This window comes from Syntrophomonas curvata (genome assembly GCF_052976825.1).
On sequence record NZ_CM129641.1, the window covers coordinates 928,332 to 953,089 of the forward strand.

21 protein-coding genes and 1 pseudogene are annotated in these 24,758 nt (G+C 45.6%); 18 read left to right on the forward strand and 4 right to left on the reverse strand.

Going from position 1 to position 24,758, the window contains the following annotated elements; all coding sequences use genetic code 11:
• The first annotated feature begins 3 nt into the window (after positions 1–3).
• Together ACU70B_RS04015 and ACU70B_RS04020 are read left to right on the forward strand one after the other, a co-directional pair.
• A complete protein-coding gene (locus ACU70B_RS04015) occupies positions 4–1,371 on the forward strand; it encodes an acetyl-CoA hydrolase/transferase family protein (protein ID WP_447185059.1) in 1,368 nt (455 codons plus the stop codon).
• A gap of 49 nt (positions 1,372–1,420) precedes the next feature.
• Positions 1,421–2,764 (forward strand): acetyl-CoA hydrolase/transferase family protein, encoded by a 1,344-nt coding sequence (locus ACU70B_RS04020; protein ID WP_447185060.1) that lies wholly within the window; start codon positions 1,421–1,423, stop codon positions 2,762–2,764.
• A gap of 31 nt (positions 2,765–2,795) precedes the next feature.
• Here the strand turns inward: ACU70B_RS04020 and ACU70B_RS04025 are convergent, their stop codons facing one another.
• Together ACU70B_RS04025 and ACU70B_RS04030 are read right to left on the reverse strand one after the other, a co-directional pair.
• Complete coding sequence (locus ACU70B_RS04025; protein ID WP_447185061.1) at positions 2,796–3,167, reverse strand: YkvA family protein; 372 nt, start codon at positions 3,165–3,167, stop codon at positions 2,796–2,798.
• Positions 3,157–3,906, reverse strand: a complete 750-nt coding sequence (locus ACU70B_RS04030) for a flavodoxin family protein (protein WP_447185062.1) — start codon at positions 3,904–3,906, stop codon at positions 3,157–3,159. The genes ACU70B_RS04025 and ACU70B_RS04030 overlap by 11 nt, the downstream gene beginning before the upstream one ends.
• 214 nt (positions 3,907–4,120) lie before the next feature.
• Here ACU70B_RS04030 and ACU70B_RS04035 point away from each other — a divergent pair, with 214 nt between their 5' ends.
• The 5 genes from ACU70B_RS04035 (at position 4,121) to ACU70B_RS04055 (ending at position 9,194) form a co-directional block, all read left to right on the forward strand.
• The gene (locus tag ACU70B_RS04035) at positions 4,121–4,609 is read left to right on the forward strand and encodes a GNAT family N-acetyltransferase (protein WP_447185063.1); all 489 of its coding nucleotides are present in this window, start codon (positions 4,121–4,123) and stop codon (positions 4,607–4,609) included.
• A gap of 529 nt (positions 4,610–5,138) precedes the next feature.
• On the forward strand, positions 5,139–6,377 hold the full coding sequence (locus ACU70B_RS04040) for a hypothetical protein (protein ID WP_447185064.1): 1,239 nt from the start codon (positions 5,139–5,141) through the stop codon (positions 6,375–6,377).
• Positions 6,378–6,625: 248 nt separating this feature from the next.
• On the forward strand, positions 6,626–7,159 hold the full coding sequence (locus tag ACU70B_RS04045) for a hypothetical protein (RefSeq protein ID WP_447185065.1): 534 nt from the start codon (positions 6,626–6,628) through the stop codon (positions 7,157–7,159).
• A 172-nt stretch (positions 7,160–7,331) separates the two neighbouring features.
• Positions 7,332–8,450 (forward strand): hypothetical protein, encoded by a 1,119-nt coding sequence (locus ACU70B_RS04050; protein WP_447185066.1) that lies wholly within the window; start codon positions 7,332–7,334, stop codon positions 8,448–8,450.
• A gap of 252 nt (positions 8,451–8,702) precedes the next feature.
• Positions 8,703–9,194, forward strand: a complete 492-nt coding sequence (locus ACU70B_RS04055) for a prolyl-tRNA synthetase associated domain-containing protein (protein ID WP_447185067.1) — start codon at positions 8,703–8,705, stop codon at positions 9,192–9,194.
• A gap of 145 nt (positions 9,195–9,339) precedes the next feature.
• On the opposite strand, the pseudogene ACU70B_RS04060 reads toward ACU70B_RS04055, so the two are convergent.
• Positions 9,340–9,720: pseudogene (locus ACU70B_RS04060) on the reverse strand (transposase); the annotation flags it as partial.
• Between the two features lie 162 nt (positions 9,721–9,882).
• Here ACU70B_RS04060 and istA point away from each other — a divergent pair.
• On the forward strand, positions 9,883–11,421 hold the full coding sequence (istA, locus tag ACU70B_RS04065) for an IS21 family transposase (RefSeq protein WP_447184670.1): 1,539 nt from the start codon (positions 9,883–9,885) through the stop codon (positions 11,419–11,421).
• Between the two features lie 9 nt (positions 11,422–11,430).
• Positions 11,431–12,207, forward strand: a complete 777-nt coding sequence (gene istB / locus ACU70B_RS04070) for an IS21-like element helper ATPase IstB (RefSeq protein WP_447184671.1) — start codon at positions 11,431–11,433, stop codon at positions 12,205–12,207.
• Between the two features lie 8 nt (positions 12,208–12,215).
• Here the strand turns inward: istB and ACU70B_RS04075 are convergent, their stop codons facing one another.
• Positions 12,216–13,454, reverse strand: coding sequence for an IS3 family transposase (locus ACU70B_RS04075; RefSeq protein ID WP_447185068.1), 1,239 nt, complete (start codon positions 13,452–13,454; stop codon positions 12,216–12,218).
• A 206-nt stretch (positions 13,455–13,660) separates the two neighbouring features.
• Here ACU70B_RS04075 and ACU70B_RS04080 point away from each other — a divergent pair, with 206 nt between their 5' ends.
• The 9 genes from ACU70B_RS04080 to ACU70B_RS04120 all read left to right on the forward strand — a co-directional run bounded on the left by ACU70B_RS04080 (position 13,661) and on the right by ACU70B_RS04120 (position 24,755).
• Positions 13,661–14,548, forward strand: coding sequence for a class I SAM-dependent methyltransferase (locus ACU70B_RS04080; RefSeq protein ID WP_447185069.1), 888 nt, complete (start codon positions 13,661–13,663; stop codon positions 14,546–14,548).
• Between the two features lie 690 nt (positions 14,549–15,238).
• Positions 15,239–16,261, forward strand: a complete 1,023-nt coding sequence (gene trpD, locus ACU70B_RS04085) for an anthranilate phosphoribosyltransferase (protein WP_447185070.1) — start codon at positions 15,239–15,241, stop codon at positions 16,259–16,261.
• On the forward strand, positions 16,255–17,034 hold the full coding sequence (gene trpC / locus ACU70B_RS04090; protein ID WP_447185071.1) for an indole-3-glycerol phosphate synthase TrpC: 780 nt from the start codon (positions 16,255–16,257) through the stop codon (positions 17,032–17,034). The genes trpD and trpC overlap by 7 nt, the downstream gene beginning before the upstream one ends.
• A 301-nt stretch (positions 17,035–17,335) precedes the next feature.
• Positions 17,336–17,962 carry a phosphoribosylanthranilate isomerase gene (locus tag ACU70B_RS04095; protein ID WP_447185072.1) on the forward strand — a complete coding sequence of 209 codons (627 nt, stop codon included), beginning with the start codon at positions 17,336–17,338 and terminating at the stop codon, positions 17,960–17,962.
• Positions 17,949–19,142 (forward strand): tryptophan synthase subunit beta, encoded by a 1,194-nt coding sequence (gene trpB, locus ACU70B_RS04100; protein ID WP_447185073.1) that lies wholly within the window; start codon positions 17,949–17,951, stop codon positions 19,140–19,142. Before ACU70B_RS04095 ends, trpB begins: the two co-directional genes overlap by 14 nt.
• Positions 19,142–19,945, forward strand: coding sequence for a tryptophan synthase subunit alpha (trpA, locus tag ACU70B_RS04105; RefSeq protein WP_447185074.1), 804 nt, complete (start codon positions 19,142–19,144; stop codon positions 19,943–19,945). The genes trpB and trpA overlap by 1 nt, the downstream gene beginning before the upstream one ends.
• Positions 19,932–20,801 carry a 3-deoxy-7-phosphoheptulonate synthase gene (gene aroF / locus ACU70B_RS04110; protein ID WP_447185075.1) on the forward strand — a complete coding sequence of 290 codons (870 nt, stop codon included), beginning with the start codon at positions 19,932–19,934 and terminating at the stop codon, positions 20,799–20,801. The genes trpA and aroF overlap by 14 nt, the downstream gene beginning before the upstream one ends.
• Positions 20,788–23,049 (forward strand): anthranilate synthase component I, encoded by a 2,262-nt coding sequence (locus ACU70B_RS04115; RefSeq protein WP_447185076.1) that lies wholly within the window; start codon positions 20,788–20,790, stop codon positions 23,047–23,049. Before aroF ends, ACU70B_RS04115 begins: the two co-directional genes overlap by 14 nt.
• Positions 23,050–23,204: 155 nt before the next feature.
• Positions 23,205–24,755 carry a methyl-accepting chemotaxis protein gene (locus ACU70B_RS04120; RefSeq protein WP_447185077.1) on the forward strand — a complete coding sequence of 517 codons (1,551 nt, stop codon included), beginning with the start codon at positions 23,205–23,207 and terminating at the stop codon, positions 24,753–24,755.
• Positions 24,756–24,758 lie beyond the last annotated feature (3 nt).

Sequence of the window (24,758 nt, forward strand, 5' to 3'; positions counted from 1 at the left end):
CAGATGAGTGCTTATTGGGATGAGTATAAATCAAAGCTCATAAGTGCAAAAACCGCAGCCCAACTGGTTAAATCGGGAGATACTGTGGAATACGGTATGTTTGCTACCAAACCGATTGATTTTGATACAGCTTTGGGACAACGTGCCGGAGACGGGCTGGAGAACGTTTCTATCCGCGGAACGGGTACCGTGCTGCCAGTTCCGGAAGTAATCAAAAATGACCCGGAACAAAAAAGTTTTCAATATTTCAGCTGGTATTTTACTGCTATAGACCGGAAGGCAGGGGACTACGGCCTGGCCTGTCACTGTCCTTTTAATTATCATGAAGCCACCTTGCTGGCATATAGTCCTGATTTTTCCCATGCCTGGGCCGATGTATGGGTGGCTCAGGTTTCACCCATGGATCCCTCCGGGTGTTTTAACTTCGGCCTGGGTAATTCGCATAATCGCGGAATTGCGCTTAACAGCAGAATCGCCATTGCCGAGGTGAACCGGAACATGCCGCGTTGTTTGGGCGGCAGTGATGAATTTATCCACATCAGTGAAATCGATTATATCATCGAAGGCTCCGATCAACCTGTTTTTGCAGTGCCTCCTGCTCCGGAAGCAAATGATGCCGAACGACAGATTGCCGATTACATTATGGAGGAAATCCCCGTTGGTGCGTGCCTGCAACTGGGTATCGGAGCTCTGCCCAACCTGATCGGCAACCTGATAGCGGAGTCTGACCTCAAAGAACTGGGGATTCAGAGTGAGATGTTCTGCGATGCCATGGTACGCATGTACGAAAGAGGCAAGGTAACCAACAGCAGGAAGGCCAAGGACAGACATAAAAGTGCCTACTCCTTTTGCCTGGGTTCTCAGGAAACCTATGACTTCTTACACGAAAATCCCCGCTGCGCCTCCATGGCCGTATATGATGTGAACAGCCCGTCCGCTATAGCTGCCAATGATAATGCCGTTTCCATCAATAACATACTGGAAATCGATTTATTTTCCCAGATATGCTCTGAGACTCATGGCCTGCGCCAGATATCGGGAACAGGCGGACAACTGGATTTTGTGGAAGGCGCCTTTCATTCCAGAGGAGGTAAGAGCTTTCTCGCTTTCAGCTCTACATTCCAGGACAAGGACGGGAATCGGCACTCCCGCATCAAACCCCTTTTGACCCCGGGGGCTATTGTTACCGTTCCCCGAACGGTGGTGCAGTATGTGGTCAGCGAATACGGCAAAGCCAATCTCAAATCGCTTTCCATCTGGGGGAGAGCCGAGGCTCTAATCAAACTTGCCCATCCTGATTTCCGGGATGAGCTGATCAGGAATGCCCGGGAACTGAAGATATGGTCCCGGACTAACCGCATTCCTTTTTAGAAAAACCGGAGTATAGTTTAAACCATCTGATAAGAGAGGGAGTGTATATATGGACTGGATGAAAGAATACCAAAGCAAGCTGGTTTCGCCTGAACAAGCAGTCAAGCATATAAAATCCGGAGACTGGGTGGATTACGGTCTGCTCTGCGGTCAGGTAAAAATCCTGGACGAAGCTTTGGCCGAACGTAAAAATGAACTGAAAGAGGTCAAGATATGGAGTATGCTGCCGCTTTCACCGCCTCGAATAATGGCGGCTGACCCGGAGGGAGAAAGCTTTGTTTGGAATTCCTGGCATTTTTCCAGTCTGGACCGAAAACTATCAGGCAACGGAACTCCAGTTTACTATACTCCCATGCGCTATTCCGAATTGCCGCGCTATATCCGCGAAGAAATAGAACCTATCGACGTTGCCATGCGCCAGGTCGCCCCTATGGATAAACACGGTTACTTCAATTTTGGGCCGCAGAATTCACATAGCAAGGCTGTATGTGACCGGGCCAGGATAGTGATAGTTGAAATTAACCAGAATCAACCGCGCTGCCTGGGGGGGTACCATGAAGCCATCCACATTTCGGAAGTGGATTATATTGTTGAAGGTGAAAACCCTGCTTTGGACCAGTTGAAGAATCCTGAACCTTCACCGGCTGACTTAAAAGTTGCCGAATACGTTGTGGAGGAAATCCGTGACGGAGCCTGTATCCAACTGGGGATCGGAGGTCTGCCCGGCGCGGTGGGTGATATGGTAGCCGCATCCGGGCTTAAAGATTTGGGTTGCCATACGGAAATGCTTGGCGACCCTTATCTTAAAATGCACCGGGCCGGGAAGCTTACCGGGAAGCGAAAAGCGGTAGACCGAGGTAAAATAGCATACTGCTTCGCCCTGGGCACCCAGGAGGTATATGATTTTATCGATGACAATCCCCTGTGTGCCAGTTACCCGGTTGATTACACCAACCGTTCATCTATCGCTGCCTCGAATGATAACCTGATAACCGTAAACAGCGCCGTTCAAATAGACCTTTATGGCCAGGTATGCTCGGAGTCATTGGGAACCCGTCACATAAGCGGAACCGGGGGGCAGCTTGACTTTGTTCTGGCCGCTTACGAATCCCGCGGAGGCAAAGCGTTTATATGCCTGCCCTCATATTATCAGGGCAAATATGGAATAATTAAGTCGCGTATCGTACCCACCCTGGCATTGGGAGGCATAGTAACCGACTGCCGCTCGGTAGCGCATTATATCGTCACTGAATATGGGAAATTTAACTTGAAGGGAAAAACGGCATGGCAAAGAGCCGAAGGCCTGGTTAACCTGGCGCATCCTAAATTCCGGGATGAACTCGTCGCCGCTGCGGAAAAACAAGGAATCTGGCGCCACAGCAATAAAATTTAAGAAGTTAAAATAATAACCCGGCGCAATTTCATTACCAAAAGGCATTAATAACAAAGTATAAAACCACTAACCACAGGGCAATGATGATGATGCCAGCATATATTCCCTTTATTTGAATGCCGGATGAATTAGCACTATTCTCCCTGCATTCCGCAATTATATTATCAGGTATAAGCTTTACGGCCAGAGCAATACCAGCCGGAATCAGGATTAAATCGTCAAGATAGCCCAGGACAGGAATAAAATCGGGTATCAAATCGATAGGGCTTAAAGCGTATGAAATCACGATAACAATTAGAACTTTTACATACCAGGGCGTACGAGGATGTTTAAATGCCAGGTATATAACTCCCAAATCGGATTCCATTGCTTGAGCCCTGGTTTTCAAGGATTCAATGTTCATCAGCAACACCTTTTAAACGCTTTTTACTTCTTTCAATTTCCCAGTTCCAGTACTTATTGGCTAGATCCATGTAAGTCTGCTTATCAGGGAGCATATCCTGGCAAATAGATTGCATGGTAGTCTCTGAAACATCCCCGGTTTGTACGAATTCCTGACCAGCCTTCCGGGTAGCGGCCAAAATCTCCTCTACCTTTTCCTTTAAAGGTGGAGCACTCATAAACTCAGCACTGGGTCGGTATATTTCAGCCCTGATCTGCAAAAGCCCGCGCCCTTCCATAAAACGGAGCCATTGCGACAGGGGATGAAAATGTTCTACTTCGCAGAAGCCAGCCACAGACATGAATACAATTTGCCGGGCTTTCTTATTGCGCAGCGGATGGGTACAGAGCCCATCTTTTTCAATGATGTAGGGTTCGGCCAGAGGTATGGTACGATCTACAAAGTTCTTAAACAAGGCGGTAGGACCAAAAAAATACAGCGGAGTGGCCCAGACCTCCACATCCGCCTTATCCAGAGTTAAGAGGATGTCTTTCATATCATCTTTCAGGGCGCATTGGCCCGGCGTTTTAATCCAGCAACTGTAACACCCGGTGCACATTTTAATATCCTTATCCCGAAGATTGATAGTCTCAACATCAGCCCCTCCCTGCCGGCAACCAGACAAAAAAGCCTCCAGAAGCATTGCAGTCTTGGATATCTTACCCCCCCTGGGGCCCCCGTTGATGGCTGCGATTTGCATAATTCCCCCTCCTTATATCAGGTAATAATACCTGTTCCCTACCTGTAATTTCCATTATAATACATTGTAATAAGCGCTTATATAACTATCCTTCCGATGGTTGTATATGCAAACAACCCGTCCCATTGAAACCGAGCCCCCACGACTTTTTGGAAACCAGTGGTTTTATGGTCGGTGAGGATTAGGCCCAACAGAGGAGAATAGGGAGGCAGACATGGATATTGAAATAAGACAAATGGTTGATGAAGCTGAATTACGTAACAGTGTAAACGTAATCCGGGAATCATTTATCACCGTAGCCCGTCAATTTAAGCTCACCAGGGAAAATGCCCCCACCAACGCTGCTTTTATTCAACTTAAAGACTTATTAAAGATGAAAGAAAAAGACATACATCTATTCGGCGTGTATAAAGATGAAATACAGATAGGTTTCTTTACCATCGAACAAACGGATAACGACCTGTATTATCTGAACAAACTCGCGGTTCTGCCAGATTACAGGCATAACGGTTATGGCAAACAAATGCTAGACTTCGTTTCCGAATATGTAAATCGAGCAGGGGGAGGAAGAATCTCCATCGGAATTATAAATGAAAACCTGGTTTTAAAGAACTGGTATCTACAATATGGTTTTACCGAAACTGCAGTAAAGAATTACCCCCATCTGCCTTTTGAAGTGTGCCTGATGGAGAAAAGTGTTTAGATTTATAAAGAAGGTTTGCTTTCACCTGCTTATTACCGTATTCACCGGGAGTAATAAGTCTGCTCTTCTTACTTCCAATCTTTATATCCACCACCAAAAACTTCAATCTCATCAATCGAGATTAGTTCAAGGCAGTGTAATGTTTTGACCTGAGTATATTCAGTTAATGCCTGGGATTAAGTCAAGACAAAAATATAATGGTTAACAACTTAATAATAGCCCCAAATTACGTAATTTACGGTTGATAAGTAATCAAATTAAGCCTATGCTATAAATATGGAATATTATGCATAAATTTGGTGTCTTGCCCAATGAATTGTCTCCGCTCAGATTCTACGTATATGGGTGAGAATGATTCTGGGTAGATTGACCCCCAAGATAGGGTGCGCTATAAAAATATCCACTTTATTATCTTAGGGATAATGGAAGTTTTACAAGGTTATATAGTAGCTAATGTCTATAATGCGAACCTGTTTGGATTTATAAATCGCGAATAATAAGAAGCCTGCTTTGATTGGGGGAATTGATTATGGATAAGTATTATCTTTTTAGTAATGTAATTAGCGTTGATAGAAATCATAAACTTTTCCCCAAAGCTTTAAATATCAATAATTCCCATGATATATATTCATTTATAAATGATGGAATTGAAAAATCTTGCACTTTACAGTCACATGAGGTTTTTGATGATTTTGTTTATTCTATTAACCTTCTTGTTGATGCATTGAGGGGTAATGAATACTATAATGCCATTAAAATCTATTATCATTTTTATATGACTTTGACAACTATTGATTATAATTTTGAGAAATTTGATTTTGATGCGAGTGTCCTCGAATTTATTAAGTCTCATGATTTTACTTCAATATATTATAACTATGCAGTTTTGATTGGAGAAAATGGAGATGTAAATAATTACCTTCATTATTTGTCTTTGGCTGATAATGAATATGCTATAAAGAATAACTGCAGGGAAGGTACCTTTATTCTTAACCTAATTCAAAGTAAGAATCTCGCCTCATGGAATATTGTCCCATATATAATAAGTGACTATAACAATTACAAAGTTGCCAATAGACATTTTAGTCAGCTTGAAAAAACACTAGAAGCATTTAACATTAATTTGTCCAATGAAAGTTTTAATGATCTTATTTGCGATTTTGAATTTGATGTGATACTGCAATTTATTCATGTTTTGAAACATTTTCGAAGTATCAGTACAAGCTTTAATTTCAGAGAGTCATATAATGAAAATGGTCGATATAGAAACATAAGAACAACTAGATTTATCGGCGAGTTAACATGGTTATTTGAAATTTATTTGAAAGATAAGCTAAAAAGTAAATTTCCTGAGGAGGAGTTCGGTAATCCGTTAGATAAAACAATTCAAACCTTCTTAAATAAAATTGATAGTGAATATGAAAAAAAATTTAAAAAAATCCAAGGGGAATTATTTGATAAATTCAAAACAAATGCCGCTGTAAATACAAAAGGATTGATGGAGTTACTTGAAAAAATCAATTCAAAAAACGAAGGAACTTTTGACAATTTCATACTATATCTTTTAGCCTTGAAAATATTCAGAAACTACTACTCTCATTATATGGATAGGTTAGGAGTGGGATATCTCCAAAACCGAGTGCTCAGATTACTAATTTTCAATGCATTTTTGATTACAAAACAACTATTTGACAATGATTTAAGATTCGATATTTCCAGTGCTTACAGGAAAGTTGAACCTTTAGTGCCAGCTACTGGAGTTATATAGTTTATAGATAAGAATTCTCAATAGCCAGGTAACTCTGGTGCTTTGCATAATATAAAAGAAGAGTGTCAAGGAATGGGGTTGCTGTCATGCGGATTATTCTAATTAGGCTAATAATCTAATTCATGCGACTGAATGTTTTAGCAATTATAAGCAGTTCGATAAATCGGAATTGTAATTGAAAGTACTGGGACTTCAGGTAATAACATATAAACAATTTAATGAAACTTTAAGTGAGAAAGGAGCAAATCATGGTAAACGATGATTTTAATAGAATGGAATTAGCAGGTTTACCAAAAATTAATTATTCTTATACAGCAAACTTGGCATCAGGTATCCAGGCACAAATTGAAGAATCGAATAAAAGAACACAGCAGATTGCCGAAGAAGCCTATAATAATCGTCAAAGAATGCAAGAGGCGATTAAGCAGACGGCAATCAATACCGCCGAAACTAATGTTCAATTACAGAAAGTTGTGGAAAATCAAAATTCATATATTGATATATTGAAGGATCAGTTATCCGCACAGAAACAACAACTTGAACTTGATGAACAGAAGTTGACTATCCTCAAAAATATCTTCGAATCTGGAGAAGATGGAGTAGCTGTTGAAAAGGAAATCATGAAACTTATTCAGGATCAAATAGACTCAAGTCACCCGTTGTGGGATTATGTCAAGGATAAAGGCGGGGATATTGTGGTGGCTGGAGTTACCGGTGGTGCACCTGTTATATACAGTGCAATTAAGATATATTTAGCATCAAAAGGAATACTGTTGCCATAACAGATATTAAGGGCAATTTAATAGTAAGAATATACTTGGCATGATTAAATATGTATAAATTGTATGGATAACTAAGTTCTAGAAAGGCTAATAACCGACATTTTGCAATGAAAGTTTTAGCAATAATGCGAAATCATTAAATAGGTGAAATTCATTACGAGGAGTTGTGGTTATGGGCGGACAAGAAGGAAGTCGTGGATACATATATCAAGGAATAATCTCAATTTTTAATGCTTGTACAGAAAACGATTGGCATGAAATTTCTGTTGAATATACAACTCCGAATGATAAAGTTGATATTGCACTTATAGATGACGATAGCTCTGTTCTTAGGGCAATACAAGTCAAATCGTCAGTTAATCTCTTTTCCAAAGATGACATTAAGGGTTGGCTCATAAGTCTAATAAGTGATGTTCCCTCTAAAGTATATCAATTAATTCTCATTGGTAACTGTCAAGAACCAGCTAATACCTTTATCAAATCAGTTGACAAATATTATACAAATAAAATGGATAAAGAAGCTACTTCCAGCATAAATGGATTTGAGAAATATCTTAAAGCTAAAACCATAAATATCATGTTGATGCCGTTTGACGAAAATCATCTAATGGGTGTAATAAGGGATTCATTAAATCGTTTCATCTCTTTAAAAGACTACGATATAGATTATTCTACTTTGGAAGTGATTGCTTATGCATTACTATCTTTTCATATGTTCTTGGGAACTAAAGGTAGAACTGTAAGTAAAGATGAATATGAAAACAAGATCATAGGATGGTTAAAGAAAAAAGATTATGAAAAGATCAATGACAATAACATGCAAACGATTAAGACTTGGACTCGTTCGGATACAGGAAAAGTTGTTACACCAAATGAGCTAATTAAGCAAGGCAATACGATGCTCCAAATAGATGGCGATGAAGCTCGTTGCGAAATTAAAACTCCTGACGGCAAAATCATGTATGCTGAATTCGACATTAATAGTAATGGGGTAAAAAATATTGTAATCAAAGGCTATCCGCAGGAGTACTCTCTCGATATTCCTCAAAGTGTTATCGTGAATAAGCAAGAAGGTGTAACGATTATTCAAGGTGTCGAATATCATGCAAAAAAATACGTTCTCAAGTTTGGTGGTTATTTGAACGCCATATATGATGAAGTAAGCGGAAAAATGCAAGATGTCTCTGCAAAAGCGCCTGCCGGAATGAGTGTGTTTTTGGATGAAACTAATAAATTAGTACGCATCGTTGACAAGAGTGACGTTACAATCAAACCTATGGATAAAGAATAATCATTTTTAGCCGACTTCGCTTAATGTTTATAACCAACTATTCCTTCTGAGTTGTGAGCTTCGCGTTTGGCTAATAATTTCTAGTTGCCTGACATATCAAAAGTTATAACAATATTGGGAAGCTGATATTGAGTAGTCAATGGAAAAGTATAAAAATTTGAAATCGGATTTGTTTTACCGAACTATGTAGGGGTAGAATGTCAAAGATAAAGCTTATTTAGATAAAGTGGAATACATAAAGGAGAAGAAGGAATGGATAATCAAAAAGAAAAAGTTTTTAAAATATTAAATGCTTTAAATATTGAGTACCAGAGTATAAATCATCCGGCTGTTTTTACAGCAGAAGAAGGGCTTAATCTAAATATATCCCAATATGGGGATATGTGTAAAAGCCTATTTTTAAGCGATGCACAAGGAAAACGGCATTTCCTTGTGGTTCTATATCAAGACAAAAAGGCCGATTTAAAAAGTATTCAAAAACAACTGGGTTGCACTAGATTAAGCTTTGCTTCTGAAGAAAGGCTTTTTAAGTATTTACATCTTCAAAAAGGGGAAGTAACACCTTTAGGCATAATTAATGATCCTGATGCTTTTGTAGAAGTAGTACTGGACAAAGATTTAGCGGGAAAAAACAAGCTTGGGGTTCATCCCAATGACAATACTGCTACGGTATGGATTTCTTTTGATGCTTTGAAAAAAATCATCGGGCAAAATGGTAATATGCTTCACTTTGTCACTATTTAAACTTCTTACCAAATTAAACAAAATCTGTAGATTCGCTTAACCCAAATTCCGTATATATAAAGAAGAAAATGCACTATGATATAGACTTCCTGTGTTTGGCAAGTAAAAAATACAGCAAGGAGGTGCGGACGTTTTTTTGGACACCTTAGGCGGCCAAACCAAGGCTTCGCCTATATTCCAACGGACTCATCGCACCCAAAGAAAGTTTGATCCTCTTCTCATTATACCAGACCAAATATTCGTCAAGGATATCCATGAATTCCTCTATGCTGACCCCTGTCCATGATCTATTGTAGAACATCTCGTTCTTGAGCCTGCCGAAGAATCCCTCACAAGCTGCGTTGTCGGGCGAGCAGCCCTTCTTTGACATCGAGCGTTGAAGACCCGCTTTTTCCATTCGTGATATCCACCCAGGCCAACGATAATGGCCGCCCCGATCTGAATGCACCAGCGGATGTTCACCTTCTTTCAGGGTTTCTGTCGCGCGGTCAAGCATGCTGTTGACCAAATCGGCATCAGGGTGAGTATTCCGGAGCAAATTACACCGCCTGTCCGGTGGTTGGAAACCGCTATTCCGTTCTAGAGGAAACCGCTGTACCGGAAGCGGAAACCGTGAAAGAAGCCTCCTCCGATATAATGTATCAATGCACCTGAGGGTGTAAATACATTTGAAGGAGGTCATCACAAAATGACCAAGTATCGGGAAATCCTAAGACTTCATAGTCTTGGATTCAGCCAGCAGAACATCGCCTACAGCAGCAATGTCTCTAAGAAAACAGTCAATCGAGTTATCAACAGGGCTAAAGAACTTAATATTTCATGGCCAATTGACGACAACCAGACTGATGCTGTACTAGAACAAATTCTTTTTTCCAAATCCAAAGTAAACACAGTTAAGAAAATGCCGGACTTTGCTTACATCCACAAAGAGTTGCTTAAAAATGGAGTCAGCAAAAAGCTCTTATGGACCGAATACATGGAGGAATGCCGTCTTAACAATGAGCAGCCGCTTATGTATTCTCAATTCTGCTATTACATCCAGCAGGATGAGCAGAAACGTCGTGCTACCATGCACATAGCCCGCAAACCGGGAGAACAGGTCGAGGTCGATTGGGCAGGTGATCCTGCCCAAATCATAGACCCGGATACCGGCGAAATCATTGAAGCAAGTATATTCGTAGGTGTCATGACTTACAGCCAGTATGCCTATGTCGAAGCTTTTATTAACGAAAAACAACAGGCATGGATCACAGCCCATATCCATATGTACCAATACTTTGGCGGTGTGGCTAAGATTCTGGTCTCGGACAACTGCAAGACAGCTGTGATCCAGAATGGCGGCTGGTATAGCCAGCAGGTCAACACCACCTACTATGAAATGGCAGAACACTATGGCACAGCCATCATTCCTGCCAGAGTCAGAAAGCCTAAGGACAAGCCAAACGTGGAGGGATCTGTCGGAAACATATCCACCTGGATCACCGCAGCTCTCCGCAACGAGCAGTTCTTTTCTCTGTATGAATTAAACAAGGCCATAGGAGTAAAGCTGGAAGCTTTTAATGCCCGGTTATTCCAAAAGAAAGAGGGTAGCCGGATCAGTTTGTTTCTTGCGGAAGAACAGTCACTTTTGGCACCTTTACCTGCTACCCCCTATGAACTGGCAGCTTGGAAAAAAGCCACTGTTCAGTTCAATTATCATATATCTGTTGACAGAATGCTATATTCTGTTCCTTGTGAGTATATCAAACGCAAGGTCGATGTAAGGATAACAGAGACAACCATTGAGGTTTTCTTTAACCATAACCGTCTATGTTCACATGCCCGTCTACACGGTAGGCCTGGGCAGTACAGCACCATTGTGGAACATATGCCGGAAGACCATCAGAAATATCTGGAATGGAACGGCGATCGATTCCGTAAATGGGCTGATAAAATTGGAATCAATACGTATCAAGCTGTTGATGCAATACTTACCTCCCAACGGGTGGAACAACAGAGCTACAAAAGCTGTATGGGGCTTCTGAAGCTTGCGGATAAATATTCCGCAGAGCGTCTGGAAGCGGCCTGTAAAAAGGCTCTCTCCTATACTGCAGCGCCCAGCTACAAGAGTATTAAAAACATACTCACAGCCGGAAAGGATGGTCAGATCACTGATCAATCCCCAATAGCTGAATCCACCACAAACAAATACGGCATCACCAGAGGTGCCGGTTACTATGGGAGGTAAGCAGCCATTATGACAAACCAGAGTACAATCGATAAATTGATTGAAATGCGTCTTACTGCTATGGCAGATGCATTTCGCAACCAGCTGAGCGATCCCAGAATGAAGGACGTACCTTTCGAAGATCGTCTGGGCATGCTGGTGGATATCGAATACACCAGCCGTAAAAACAACCGTTTGAGAAGGTTGATCCGGCAGGCCGAATTGGATCAGCCAGATGCCAGCATTATGGATATCAACTATGCTTCAGGCAGAAAGCTGAATAAGTCGTTACTGCAAAGACTGTCAACCTGTGAATATATCACCGAGCACCGAAATATTTTTATTACCGGCGCAACCGGCAGCGGAAAAACCTACATGGCTTGTGCCTTTGGCATGGAAGCCTGCAAGCAATATTATTCAGTAAAATACATAAGGTTACCTGACCTGCTTCTTGATCTTGAAATTGCAAGAACTGACGGTTCTTACAGAAGAGTTATGACCAAGTATACCAATCCAGTGCTGCTCATTCTGGATGAATGGCTGCTTTTAAAGCCTTCTGAATCAGAAAGTAAGGATATTTTCGAACTGCTTCATAAGCGCCGAAAGAAGTCTTCCACTATCTTCTGTTCCCAGTTCCGCCAGGAAGGCTGGTATGATCAGTTGGGCGGCGATAACAGCACAATAGCAGATGCCATTCTTGACCGCATCGTACACGATGCATACAAAATTAATATCGAAAGCACCGATCCGTCAAAAGACATTTCAATGCGTGAAGTGTATGGTCTAGATAAATTGCTTAGTGAGTAAAGGATTATTCAAGTGCGGTTTCCAGTTCCGGACAGGCGGTTTCCTATTCTCCGGAACTGCGGCTTCGCCGCACCGGAATATTCATCAGGGCTAGTCCCTATAGACCAGCTTGGCAGCAACCCATCAAAACAATCCACAATTGGGGAAAGATATACTTTCCCAGCAGGGATAGCGAATTCCGTTATGTCCGTGAGCCATTTGACTTTCGGCCCATCCGCATGGAAATTGCGCTCGATTAAGTTGTCTGCGCCCGGAGTCTTCTCGCCTTGGTACGAACTGTATTTCCGCCTCCTTTTTTGGAAAACAACAAGCTCGGATTCCCCCATTATACGTCGCACAACCTTTTCGGAAACGCGTGTTTCTTCTCGCGCAAGCAAAGCATGGATTCGTCGGTAGCCATATCGTCCACCGTTCTCCCCAAACAACTCTATGATACGGCGCCTCAGTTCTTCGTATTTGCCTGGAATTGACGCGAGCTTTCGATGGTAAAAGTAACTGCTGCGTGGCATTCCTAGACACGCAAGCACTTCCTTCAACGGATACTCATTTCTCAGGGCGTCGGCCAGAATCGCCTTCTCTTTGTTTGTTAGGTTCTTCGGATCGACGCCCGGATCTTTTTTTATAATCTCTGCTGTCCCTTCCAAAATGGCCTTTTCAAGCTTCAGTCCTTTAATCTGACGTTTCAGCGATTCGATTTCGGATAAAAGGGCATCCTTGTTATCGGGGAGCGGTTTGTCCTCTGCCTCAGGCATCGTTATGCTATCCTCCTTGCCGAGCAGATCGTTTTTCCAGTTGTATAGTGCCTCTCGGGTGACGCCATATTCCCTGGCGATTTCTTTAGCATTGCCGGTTCTGGTGCATAGTGCAATTACGGCTTCTTTCTTCTGCTCTTGAGTGCATTGTACACCTCCAACACGCTTTTTGCGACTTCCTGGTGCCAACTCATCACACCATAATCTGAGTGCCTCCTTAGAGGGGTACCCCAGTAATATTACCGTCCTTGATAAATTGCGACCATGCTCAAAATAGTGTTCTACAGCAGCTATCTTCTGCTCTAGTGAATATTTCGAGCATCGTGAATATCGATCCCACAAGATCCCAGTCTCTTGTTCTTTTAGATATGCTTTATACCATCTCGGCAATAATCCACGGCTTGGATAGCCAAGTTCATGAATTACAGCAGCTATACTTTTATCATACTTGATGTATAGCTCAATTGCCTTCATGCGCTCTTCTCTTGAATACATACGGACACCCTCCTGTCTCTATCAGGGTCCAAGATTTTGTCCGCACCTCCAGAGGCCATTTTTTCCTTGAATCATTACATAATCACCCTGGGAGTAAGCATTCTAGTCATGGTTTTTTCAACTGCCGCTCTTTGCAAAACAATAAAGGGTAATGCAATAATTTGGAGAAATAGTAATATTAAGAAAGATAAGGGTGGGGGTAAAACATGGCGAAAAGGTGGGAAGAATGCACGGAGGAAGATATATTACAGGCGAATATCGAAAAGTATGATAGCGAGCATATTGTAAATTTCTATAAAGATTTTGAAGAACCCCGATATTCCTATATTGAGTATAATGTAATCTTCAAGGCCGTTACCGATATGTTGGAAAAGACGCTTGACCACAGCCTGCGGGCGGTCGACCTCTGCGGGGGGGCGGGTAAGGCGGCATTTGTGCTTAAATCCTGTGCCCCGGAGTGCAAGGTTACGCTGGTGGATCTGTCGGAAAAGATGCTGGCGATTGCCCGGGAAATGATAGCTAAGAATAACATCCAGGAGATAGATGTGGTTCAGGCAGATGCCTTCTCTTTTCTGGATTCCGAGGGGGAGTACGATTTAATTGTATTCTCTTCGGCCATACATCATTTCAAAGAACCGCTTGGTTTACTGAAGAGTGCCGCTGACCGGTTATCGGAAAACGGCGTTATCATTACTATTGCCGATCCCACAACCATCACCAAAAGCAGGCGCTATCAGTTTTTCCGCTTCCTGGCGGCCGGCAGCGAGCATAAAAAACAAATGATAAAGCAGATGTTTTCCCCTAATAGTGGTGCCAACAATGCCGATTTTGATATGGCGGAATATCAGACTTATACCGGGATAGATGACCGGGAATTAGCCCGTGGGGTCAGGGATATCGGCTTATCGCCATTGTTGCACCTGCGCTATCCGGCAGGAGAGCCTTACATGGTAAAAATCATGCCTTATCTGGGTCTTTGCTGGGCTTTTAGCCTGGTTCTGGGCAAAAGTGAAAACAGGGTACCTGCAGCAGTGGTGGATAAACTAAAGCAGGATATTAGACGGGAGATGCCATTCAGGTTTAAATACATTTAGCAAGAAAAAAGACGCAGACTGACGCTGACTTTTTAAGGGAAACTAAAAAATAAAACCCTGTTGGTTATTTTCATAAGTAGTTATGGCCTGGGGTCAAGGACGGTTGTCAAGAATCTTTAGGGGTATCGCTCCTGAAATCAGCAATTTTTTTACAAAATAACTGATTGACAAATTACCTGCAGCGAGGTTAAATTTACAATATCTACAAGCGAATAGCTGATGAGATTGACGAGATGAGAAGAGCAGAGGAGAACATGGACGAGATGAGCCGGTCTTATAATATGGTGACCAGCACATTCTACCGTGCTGGTTTTAATTTTCCCTTGATTCCCAATACTGCTGCGACCACTGCCAGCATGGCCAGTGGCCATATTGTCCTGCCATTCTTTAGTACCAACCATACACCCTGCATTATGCAAAGAGCATTTCTTCCCGGTTTAGACTACCCTTCGACCCAACTATTTCTTACCTCCATTAGCACATTAATTAAGCGTACAATTTTGTCTTCTCACCTGAGTTATGTCATAAACCACGATGGGGGGCTAAAACGATGGCCCCTCTATTAAGCGCGTTTTAGTTTCGTATTCAAGGCAACTGTTTAAAATATGGTGATTTTTTGGCCCCAAAATACTGGTTGATTAACAACACTGCGGAGAACAGAGGAGAATTGACGAGGAGAGGAGAGCTAATATGTTTGACCGTTATTTGAAAACCGTGGTGGGGGGAGAATACCTCAACCTGGAAGAGGCCTATTTGACCGCCCGCATGCTTCTGCATGAGAGTATTCCCGAGGTAAAAGCGGCTGCCTTTCTGAGTGCCCTGCGCACCCGGAAGGAGACTGCTGCTGAACTGAGCGGCTTTGTCCAGGCCCTGTATGAAGAAGCCATTACTATTGACAGTGATTTGGAACTGATAGACACCTGCGGCACCGGGGGAGATGGCTTGGGGACTTTCAATATATCTACGGCTGCTGCTCTGGTGACGGCCAGTTGCGGAGTTCCGGTAGCCAAACATGGCAACCGGGCGGTTACCGGCAATGTAGGCAGTGCTGATGTCCTGGAAGCCCTGGGGGTAAATATTCAGCTCACCCCGGATGAAGCCAGGGAGATGCTGGATAAGGCGGGAATCACATTTTTATTTGCTCCCAATTACCATCCCATTTTGAAGCAATTGGGTCCCCTGCGGCGCGGAATGGGGGTAGCGACTATTTTTAATTTCCTGGGTCCTTTACTTAATCCCTGTCCCCTGGCTTATCAGGTTATGGGTATAGCTGATGCCAGCCTGCAGGAAGCAATCGGGCAGACTTTGTTGCAACTGGGGCGGAAACGGGCTCTGGTAGTATGTGCCCAAAACGGTATGGATGAAATAAGTCCCATTGGCACAACCCGGGTCTTTGATGCCGGAATGCAACAGCAGCAAACCTATAATATCGACCCCACGAGCCTGGGTATAGCACCCTTTGGCCTGGAAGCCATCAGGGGGGGAAATAAGGAAAGTAATGCCAGGATTATTGGCGAGGTATTGCAAGGGATGCCAGGCCCCCATCGGCAGGTAGTTATCCTTAATGCAGCCGCAGCCCTGGTGGCAGCGGAGCGGGCAGCAGATATTGAGGACGGTATGCTGATAGCTGCCGAAGCCATTGATTCCGGCAAGAGCCAGGCAACATTACAGGCCATGATCAGCTACAGCCGGGATAAGGTGATCCCATGTTAGAGCGGATAGTCAGGTTTAAAGAGCTGGAAGTGCGGGAGTTGAAAAGCCGTGGGGCAATAGATGATATAGCTTCCCGCCTTCCACCTCTGGATGTGGATAGAGTATTCAAAAGTTCACAAGACAGTATGGCCGTAATTGCGGAAGTCAAGAAGGCATCTCCGGTGAAAGGGGTACTGGCTCATGAAATGGATGTTTTGCAACTGGCCGGTTGTTACCGGGATAACGGTGCTGCTGCTATTTCCTATATTACTGACAGCCGGTTATTTCAAGGGCGGAAAGACCTGCTTCCCCGGGTAAAGGAAATTACCGGCCTGCCGGTTTTACGCAAAGACTTCATTATTGATGAAGTCCAGCTGTACGAAACTGTTTTGCTGCAGGCCGATATGGTGCTTCTTATAGCCGCCCTGCACGATTATCCTGAGTTGCTGGCTCTATGTGATAAAAGCCGGGAACTGGGGCTGGAAGTGCTGCTGGAGGTGCATGACCGGGAAGAACTGCAAAAGGCCATGGACCTGCCGGCAAAGATGCTGGGGGTAAATAACCGCAATCTGAAAGATTTCTCGGTAGACATTCACCGCAGCCTGGAACTGGCCCAGTATATCCCCCCATCAATGCTCAAGGTGAGTGAAAGCGGCATCAGGACCCGGGAGGATGTCCTGCTGCTTAAGGGGCACGGCTATAATGCGGTTCTGGTAGGAGAAGCCCTGGTCACCGCCCCCGACCCCGGAGCAAAGCTGCGGGAACTTAATAACCACAGATTAACACGGAAATAGACACAGATTAACGCAGATTTTTAAAAGGTTTTTCATTGTGGTTGATCCATATCATTCTATTTTCATTCATGGTTGCGGTTTGCTACGCCATGGTGGGGTTAGTACGAACATAGACGCAGACGGACACACCTATGGGGTACACAAATGTTCCCTGCGGTCGCTATTAAGGAAGCAAACCCTTCAGGCACAGATTAACGCTGATAATAATTAAGAAAAAATAATCTGTGAAAATCAGTGTAATCTGTGGTTCATCCAAAACTGTAAAGCATCTAAATAACCTGCCATGGGAGGGGAAGAAGTAATGACCCTGGTTAAGATATGTGGAATAAAAAACCTGACGGAAGCGGTTTGGGCCGGGAAGTGCGGGGCCTGGGCGGTTGGGGAAGTATTTGCTCCTTCCCCGCGCCGGATTGAGGCAGAGGAGGCTGCCGCCATAAACCGGGAACTAAAGGACGGCATCCTCAAGGTGGGGGTGTTTGTTAATGAAGAACTGGCAGAGGTTAAACGAATCGTGGATTACTGCCGGCTGGACCTGGTGCAGTTGCATGGGGACGAAGCGCCCGAGTACCTGGCGGAGTTAAGCCTGCCGGTTATCAAATGTTTCTCCCTGAAAGGGCCTCCTGACCCTGACTACCTGCGGCGATGGCGACCTTACCTTTATCTGTTTGACACCTGCAGTACTGCCGTAAGGGGAGGCAGCGGCAGAAGTTTTAACTGGGAATGGTTGGGCGAACTCCCGCCGGATATTGAATTCATACTGGCGGGGGGGCTAAACCCGGGTAATGTGGGAACAGCGGTAAGAAGGCTGAACCCCCTGGCTGTGGATGTTTCCAGCGGGGTGGAATATCCCGGAGGAGGCAAAGACCCTTTGATGATAGAGGCGTTTATTAATGAAGTAAAGGAGGCTGATGGCGATGTATCCCGATGACAAAGGTTATTATGGCCGCTATGGAGGCAGGTTCGTACCGGAGACCCTGATTCCAGCGCTAAAAAAGATAGAACAGGCTTACGGGCAAATACTTGAAGACTCCGGGTTCAGTGAGGAGCTTGACTACTACTTGAAAAACTATGTCGGGAGGGAGTCACCACTCTATTTTGCCCGGCGGCTCAGCCAAGAGGTCGGCTCCGCCCGTATATACCTTAAGCGGGAAGACCTCAATCATACCGGTTCGCACAAGATAAACAACACTCTGGGGCAGGCCCTGCTGGCACAAAGGATGGGCAAGGAGCGCCTGATTGCGGAAACTGGTGCCGGGCAGCATGGGGTGGCTACAGCCACGGCCGCAGCCGTGCTGGGAATGAAATGCACGGTTTATATGGGATCTCGCGACATGCAAAGACAGCGGCTTAATGTTTTCCGCATGCAGATGCTGGGGGCCGAGGTAAAAGAGGTGAATAAAGGCAGTCAGACCTTAAAAGATGCCACCAATGAAGCCTTTCGGGATTTTATCCAGAGCTTTGAGTACTCCCATATGCTTATTGGCTCAGTGGTAGGTCCCCATCCCTATCCCATGATAGTGCGCAATTTTCAGTCCATTATAGGCCGGGAACTGAAGGAACAGTTTAAGCAGGAGGAAGGTCGGCTGCCATCGTGCATACTGGCCTGTGTGGGCGGCGGCAGCAATGCCATGGGAATATTTTACCCCTTTCTTAACGAGCCGGTTGAGCTCATCGGGGTGGAAGCCGGTGGCCGCAGTGACCATGCGGGTGAGCATTGTGCCACTCTTTCCCGGGGCACTGATGGTATTCTGCACGGTGCGCTGAGCAAGCTGCTGCAGGACGAAAACGGGCAGATAATGGACACTCATTCCATTTCCGCAGGCCTGGATTATCCCGGGGTGGGTCCGGAACATGCTTACCTGCGGGCTACTGAGCGGGTCAATTATGTCAATGTGAGTGATGATGAAGCGGTAAATGCTTTCCTTATGCTAAGCGAATATGAAGGTATTATCCCTGCCCTGGAAAGTGCTCATGCGGTAGCTTATGCCTTGAAAATGGCCCCCGGGCTTCCGACCGGAACCAGCCTGGTGATAAATATTTCCGGCCGGGGGGATAAGGACACGGAAGAAGTCCTGAGCTACCTGGAATCAAGACGGGAGGTGCAATAATGTCCAGAATAAGAGAGCTGATGCTGCGTTACCAGCAGGAACATAAACCGGCCTTGATTGCCTTCATAATGGCCCTCCTGCCGGATGAAGAACTATGCCTGGATTGTATCAAGGCCCTGGAACAGGGAGGCTGTGATCTTCTGGAACTGGGTGTCCCGTTCACGGACCCGTTGGCTGATGGGGAAGTTATTGAACGGTTTCACCACCGGGGGATAAAGCAGGGATTAAACCTGAAACGGGGCCTGGAATTTGCCCACCGGGTTAGTGAGGCCTGCCATTTGCCCTTAATTCTATTTTCCTATTATAATCCCCTGTACCGTATGGGGTTGGATAGATTTATGCAAGAAGCCCGGGCGGCAGGTATAGAAGGCTTAATCGTACCTGACCTTCCCCTGGATGAAATGCCGGTTCTACAGGAATATCATCTCGAGGCCATACCCATGCTGGCTCCCAGCAGCAGTGAGGACAGAATCCAACTGGCAGCCGAACAGCAGGCAGCCTTTATCTACTGTGTATCCGTACGGGGGGTAACCGGAATGAGAGAGCTCCCTGAGCAGGAGATTAAGGAATACCTGCAGAGGATCAAGAAATTTACCCCAACCCCGCTGGCACTGGGATTTGGTATATCCAGCGGGCAGCAGATAGAAACATTCAGAGACTATGCCGATGCAGTGGTTGTGGGCAGTTATCTGGCCCGGATAATCGAGGAGTATGAATCCCGACCCCGGCTGTTGCCCGGGCAGATGGAAAGGGCGATAAAAGAACTGATCCGCAGCAGGGAGGGGAACTATGGAAGCGTATAAACTGGCCTCCCGCCAGGGTGACAGCAGGACCATAATTGAGATTTCATCTCCCGCAGGGCCAGTATATATAGGAGAAGGTTATTGCACAGTAATAGCCGGGCCCTGTTCCGTGGAATCCCGGGACCGTTATCTGGAAATTGCAGCCCTGATCAAGGACAGGGGAGTGCATATCCTTCGCGGCGGAGCCTATAAACCGCGTACTTCGCCTTATTCCTTTGCCGGTCTGGGGGAAGAGGGATTAAAGATATTGAAGGAAGCCCGGGAAATGACCGGCCTGCCGGTGGTTACCGAGGTTGTAGATGTGCGGGATATGGAGAAGGTGGCTTACTACAGTGACATTATTCAAATCGGCAGCCGCAATATGCAGAATTTTACGCTGTTAAAAGAAGCAGGCCGAATTCAGCGTCCGGTAGTTTTGAAACGGGGATTTGCCGCTACTATAGAGGAATGGCTGTTAGCCTGCGAATATATTCTGGATGCGGGCAATGAGCAGGTAATACTGTGTGAGCGGGGCATTCGTACCTTTGAGGAAATGACCCGCAATACGGTTGACATCGGTGCGGTAGCCCTGGTGAAGGAGCTCTCCCACCTCCCGGTTATAGTCGACCCCAGCCATGCCACCGGCCGCCGTTCCCTGGTGGCTCCGGTAGCCCGGGCGGCGATTGCTGCCGGAGCGGATGGCCTGATGATAGAGGTGCACCAGAATCCGGAACAGGCTTTATCCGATGGGCCCCAATCCATTACTCCGGCGGCTTTTGCCGCCTTGAGCAAGGAATTAAGAAAACAGGCTGCTATATGCAGCAAAACTTATATTACCGGAGTCAGCGGAGAGGAGAACGGCAATGAACCGACATAATGCGGCTGGCCAGTTTACTTCACGAAGCTATGCCAGTCAGGGCGGGATTGAGATACGGCGCGAAGTGGAAGAGGTTGAGGTAAGCGGTGCCAGTGATTATATATTGGAGAGAATTGATTATCAAAAAGGAGCGCTCTTTTCCAGCAGCTACGAGTACCCGGGCCGCTATACCCAGTGGGATATCGGGTTTATCGAGCCCTGCCTGGAAATCCGGGCCCGGCAAAAAGAGTTTGCCATAAAGGCCTTAAATCCCAATGGGCGCAAATTGCTGCCGCCCATCTACCGTTGCCTGGCCTCTACTGCAGCCGTGCTTGATATTTCATATAGCAAAGGAGTCCCCGTGATATATGGGAGAATTATGGGAGCGGAGGGGTTTTTCAGGGAGGAGGAACGCAGTCGGCAGCCCGGTGTTTTCTCTGTAATCAGAGCGCTGCAGGAATTGCTGATGGCAGAGGAAGACCGGTTTCTGGGGCTGTATGGAGCCTTTGGTTATGATCTGGTTTTTCAGTTTGAGCCCATGGAGTTAAAGCGGGAAAGGTCTTCCGATCAATGGGATCTGGTGCTTTATTTGCCGGATAAACTGCTGGTGGTGGATCACCGCATGGGTCGGGCTTACCGCAGCGACTATTCTTTTGGTGGGGCATCAGCAGATGAGCCGTGGTATGCAGGGGAGGCTAGAAGCATAATCAGCGAACCGGCATCTGTGTTGCCGGGGCATCAGGGAGAACTGGCGGGCAGGGGGCAATGTGCCGTAAGGGAACCGCTATGTGCTTTGCCTGAGCACCAGCCGGGCCGCTATGCCGACAAGGTTAAGCTTGCTAAAAAGGCATTTGCCCAGGGTGAACTGTTCGAGGTGGTTTTATCCCAGAGCCTTTACGAGCCCTGCCCTGAGCCTCCTTCCCGGGTGTTTGCCTCTTTGCGCTCCATTAATCCCAGCCCCTATGGTTTCATTATCAATCTCGGGGGCGAGTTCCTGGTAGGGGCTTCACCGGAAATGTATGTCCGGGTGGAGGGGAGACGGGTGGAGACCTGCCCTATCTCCGGAACGGTTAGGCGAGGCAAAGATGCCCTGGAGGATGAGGTGCAGATCAGGGAATTATTGAATTCCGGCAAGGATGAGTCCGAGCTTACCATGTGCACCGATGTTGACCGCAATGACAAGTCGCGCATCTGTGAGCCGGGCTCAGTGCGGGTAATAGGGAGACGGCAGATTGAGTTATATTCCCATGTGATTCATACGGTTGACCATGTCGAAGGGTGCCTGCGTGAAGGATTCGATGCCCTGGATGCCTTTCTCACCCATATGTGGGCGGTAACGGTTACCGGCGCCCCCAAACGGGCGGCCATACAATGGCTGGAGGAGAATGAGGACTCGGCCCGGGGATGGTACGGGGGGGCGGTAGGCTATTTTACCTTCAGCGGGGACCTGAATACCGGCTTGACCCTGCGGACGATCAGTATGAAATCGGGCATGGCGCAAATCAGAGTTGGGGCTACGCTGTTGTACGATTCGGTGCCGGAAAGTGAAGAAGCGGAAACCTATATGAAAGCTGCAGCACTGAAGAGGGCTTTGCGCAGCAGCCATGAATTTCAGGCTACTGAGCCAACAGAAGCCGGGCACCTGCCCGGGCAAGGCAAGAAAGTATTGCTGGTCGACCACGAGGATTCCTTTGTGCATACCTTGGCCGATTACTTCCGCCAGAGCGGAGCCCGGGTGGAAGTGATTCGCTGGAATCTGGTTGCTGAGGTTATGAAGATGACTCCGGATTACAATCTGGTAGTGCTCTCACCCGGACCGGGACGACCGGCGGATTTTAATATCGACGCTACTATTAAGTGCTGCCTTAATCAAGGAATCCCTATTTTCGGCGTATGTCTGGGCTTACAGGCCATAGTTGAATACTTCGGGGGTCAGTTAGGGGTGCTGGGGTACCCCCAGCATGGCAAAACCGGGTGGGTTAGGATTTTACACCCCGGCAGCCTGTGGGAAGAACTTCCCCCGGAATTCAAGGTGGGACGGTACCATTCGTTGTATGCAGCAGCGGTAACAGATTGCCTTAAGGTAAGTGCGGTATCACAGGATAATGTGGTGATGGCAGTTGAACACCGGCATCTGCCGGTTGCTGCGGTGCAATTTCATCCCGAGTCCATAATGAGTGCCCGGGATGATTGCGGCCTGAGGTTAATAATGAATGTAACTGCTCATCTGGCTGGAAGGAAGAAACAAAGTGAAAGCCTGACCGGTTAGAAACAAGTGCGGGGACCGAGGAGGCAGGGATACGGTTTTTTTACCTTTCTCTATAGCATAATATTACATAATAGTTAAAAAAAGTTACGACATGATAAATGATTGCATAATATATGCTATAAAACATTGGTTATGGAGAAAGGAGAAAGTTATCAATGAGCCGAATGATCCGTGGTTTATCCAGATTTCTTCATAATGGTGGAGAGCATAGTCCGGATAAGGTCGGGAAAAACAATATAGTATTATTTAATGAGTTAAATGTTTTGGTAAGCGCAATCAGGCAGGGAAATTTATCGGCCCGGGCCAAAGTTGCAAACGTCAGCGGAACTGACAGAGAACTGTTAAATAATATAAACGAAATGCTGGATGCAATAATAGGGCCGCTGAATGTGGCAGCCGAGTATGTAGAGAGAATATCTCGGGGGGAAATACCGGAAAGAATAACCGATGAATATCAGGGTGATTTTAATACGATCAAAAACAATCTAAACACCTGTATCGATGCGGTAAATCTTTTGGTCAGTGACGCCAATTACCTGGTCCGGGCCGGAGTGGAAGGGAAACTGTCTACCCGGGCAGATGAGACCAGGCACCAGGGAGATTTCCGGGTAATCGTGGAGGGGGTAAACAATACTCTGGATGCAGTGATAGGGCCGCTGAATGTGGCGGCCGAGTATGTAGAGCGGATCTCCCGGGGGGATATACCGGAAAAAATAACCGACAAATATCATGGTGATTTCAATGCGATCAAAAATAATCTAAACCTATTATTAGAAGCTATGGAGCAAATTACACGCTCGGCCCGTGAAATTGCCGCAGGGAATTTAGGCATAAACATTGCCAAACGCTCAGCTGAAGACATATTGATGGAAGCTTTGAGCAGTATGGTGAAAAATCTGCATAATATAGTTGTCAACTTGAGAGACGCTGCGAACGAGCTGGCTTCATCAGGACAGCAGCTTTCTGCCAGTGCCGAGGAAACGTCTGCCGGGGCTAATCAAACTGCAACCAGTATGGTGGAACTGGCCAATCTGGTAACTCGGGTAAGTGAAAATGCCGTTAGAATTAAAGAAGCAGCCAATACTACAAGTGATGAAGCAGGAAAAGGGAAAGATGCTGTTAATAACGTATTAGAGCAAATGAATGAGATTAACCTATCAACCGAAAATGCTACCAAAGTAGTTAACGAGCTGAATTTAATGTCCAGGAAAATAGGGGTAATTGTAAAGACCGTATCGGATATAGCATCACAGACTAATTTGCTTGCACTTAATGCTGCTATCGAAGCAGCTCGGGCAGGAGAGCATGGGCGCGGTTTTGCTGTTGTGGCCGATGAGGTCAGGAAGCTTGCAGAACAGTCGGCAGCGGCAGCCGAAGAGATTCAGCAATTAATCAGCAATATTCAGACCGAAAGTGAGAAAGCGGTAAACGTTATGAATGAAAGTCTGAGTAAAGTTGAGTTCGGAGTAAAAATAGTAAATAATACCGGAGCGTCTTTTCATAATATAATTATGCAGGTAACGGAATTAGCGGGCCAGGTGGAAAATGTTGCGGAAGGAATTCAACAGGCGTTTATGGCTGTTCAAAACGTAACCAGTATAACCCAGGAATCCACGGCTGCGGTGGAAGAAATGGCAGCATCAACGGAAGCTCTGGCCAAATTGGCTGCCAGTATGCAAGCCCTGGCTCAGCAATTCCGTATATAATTA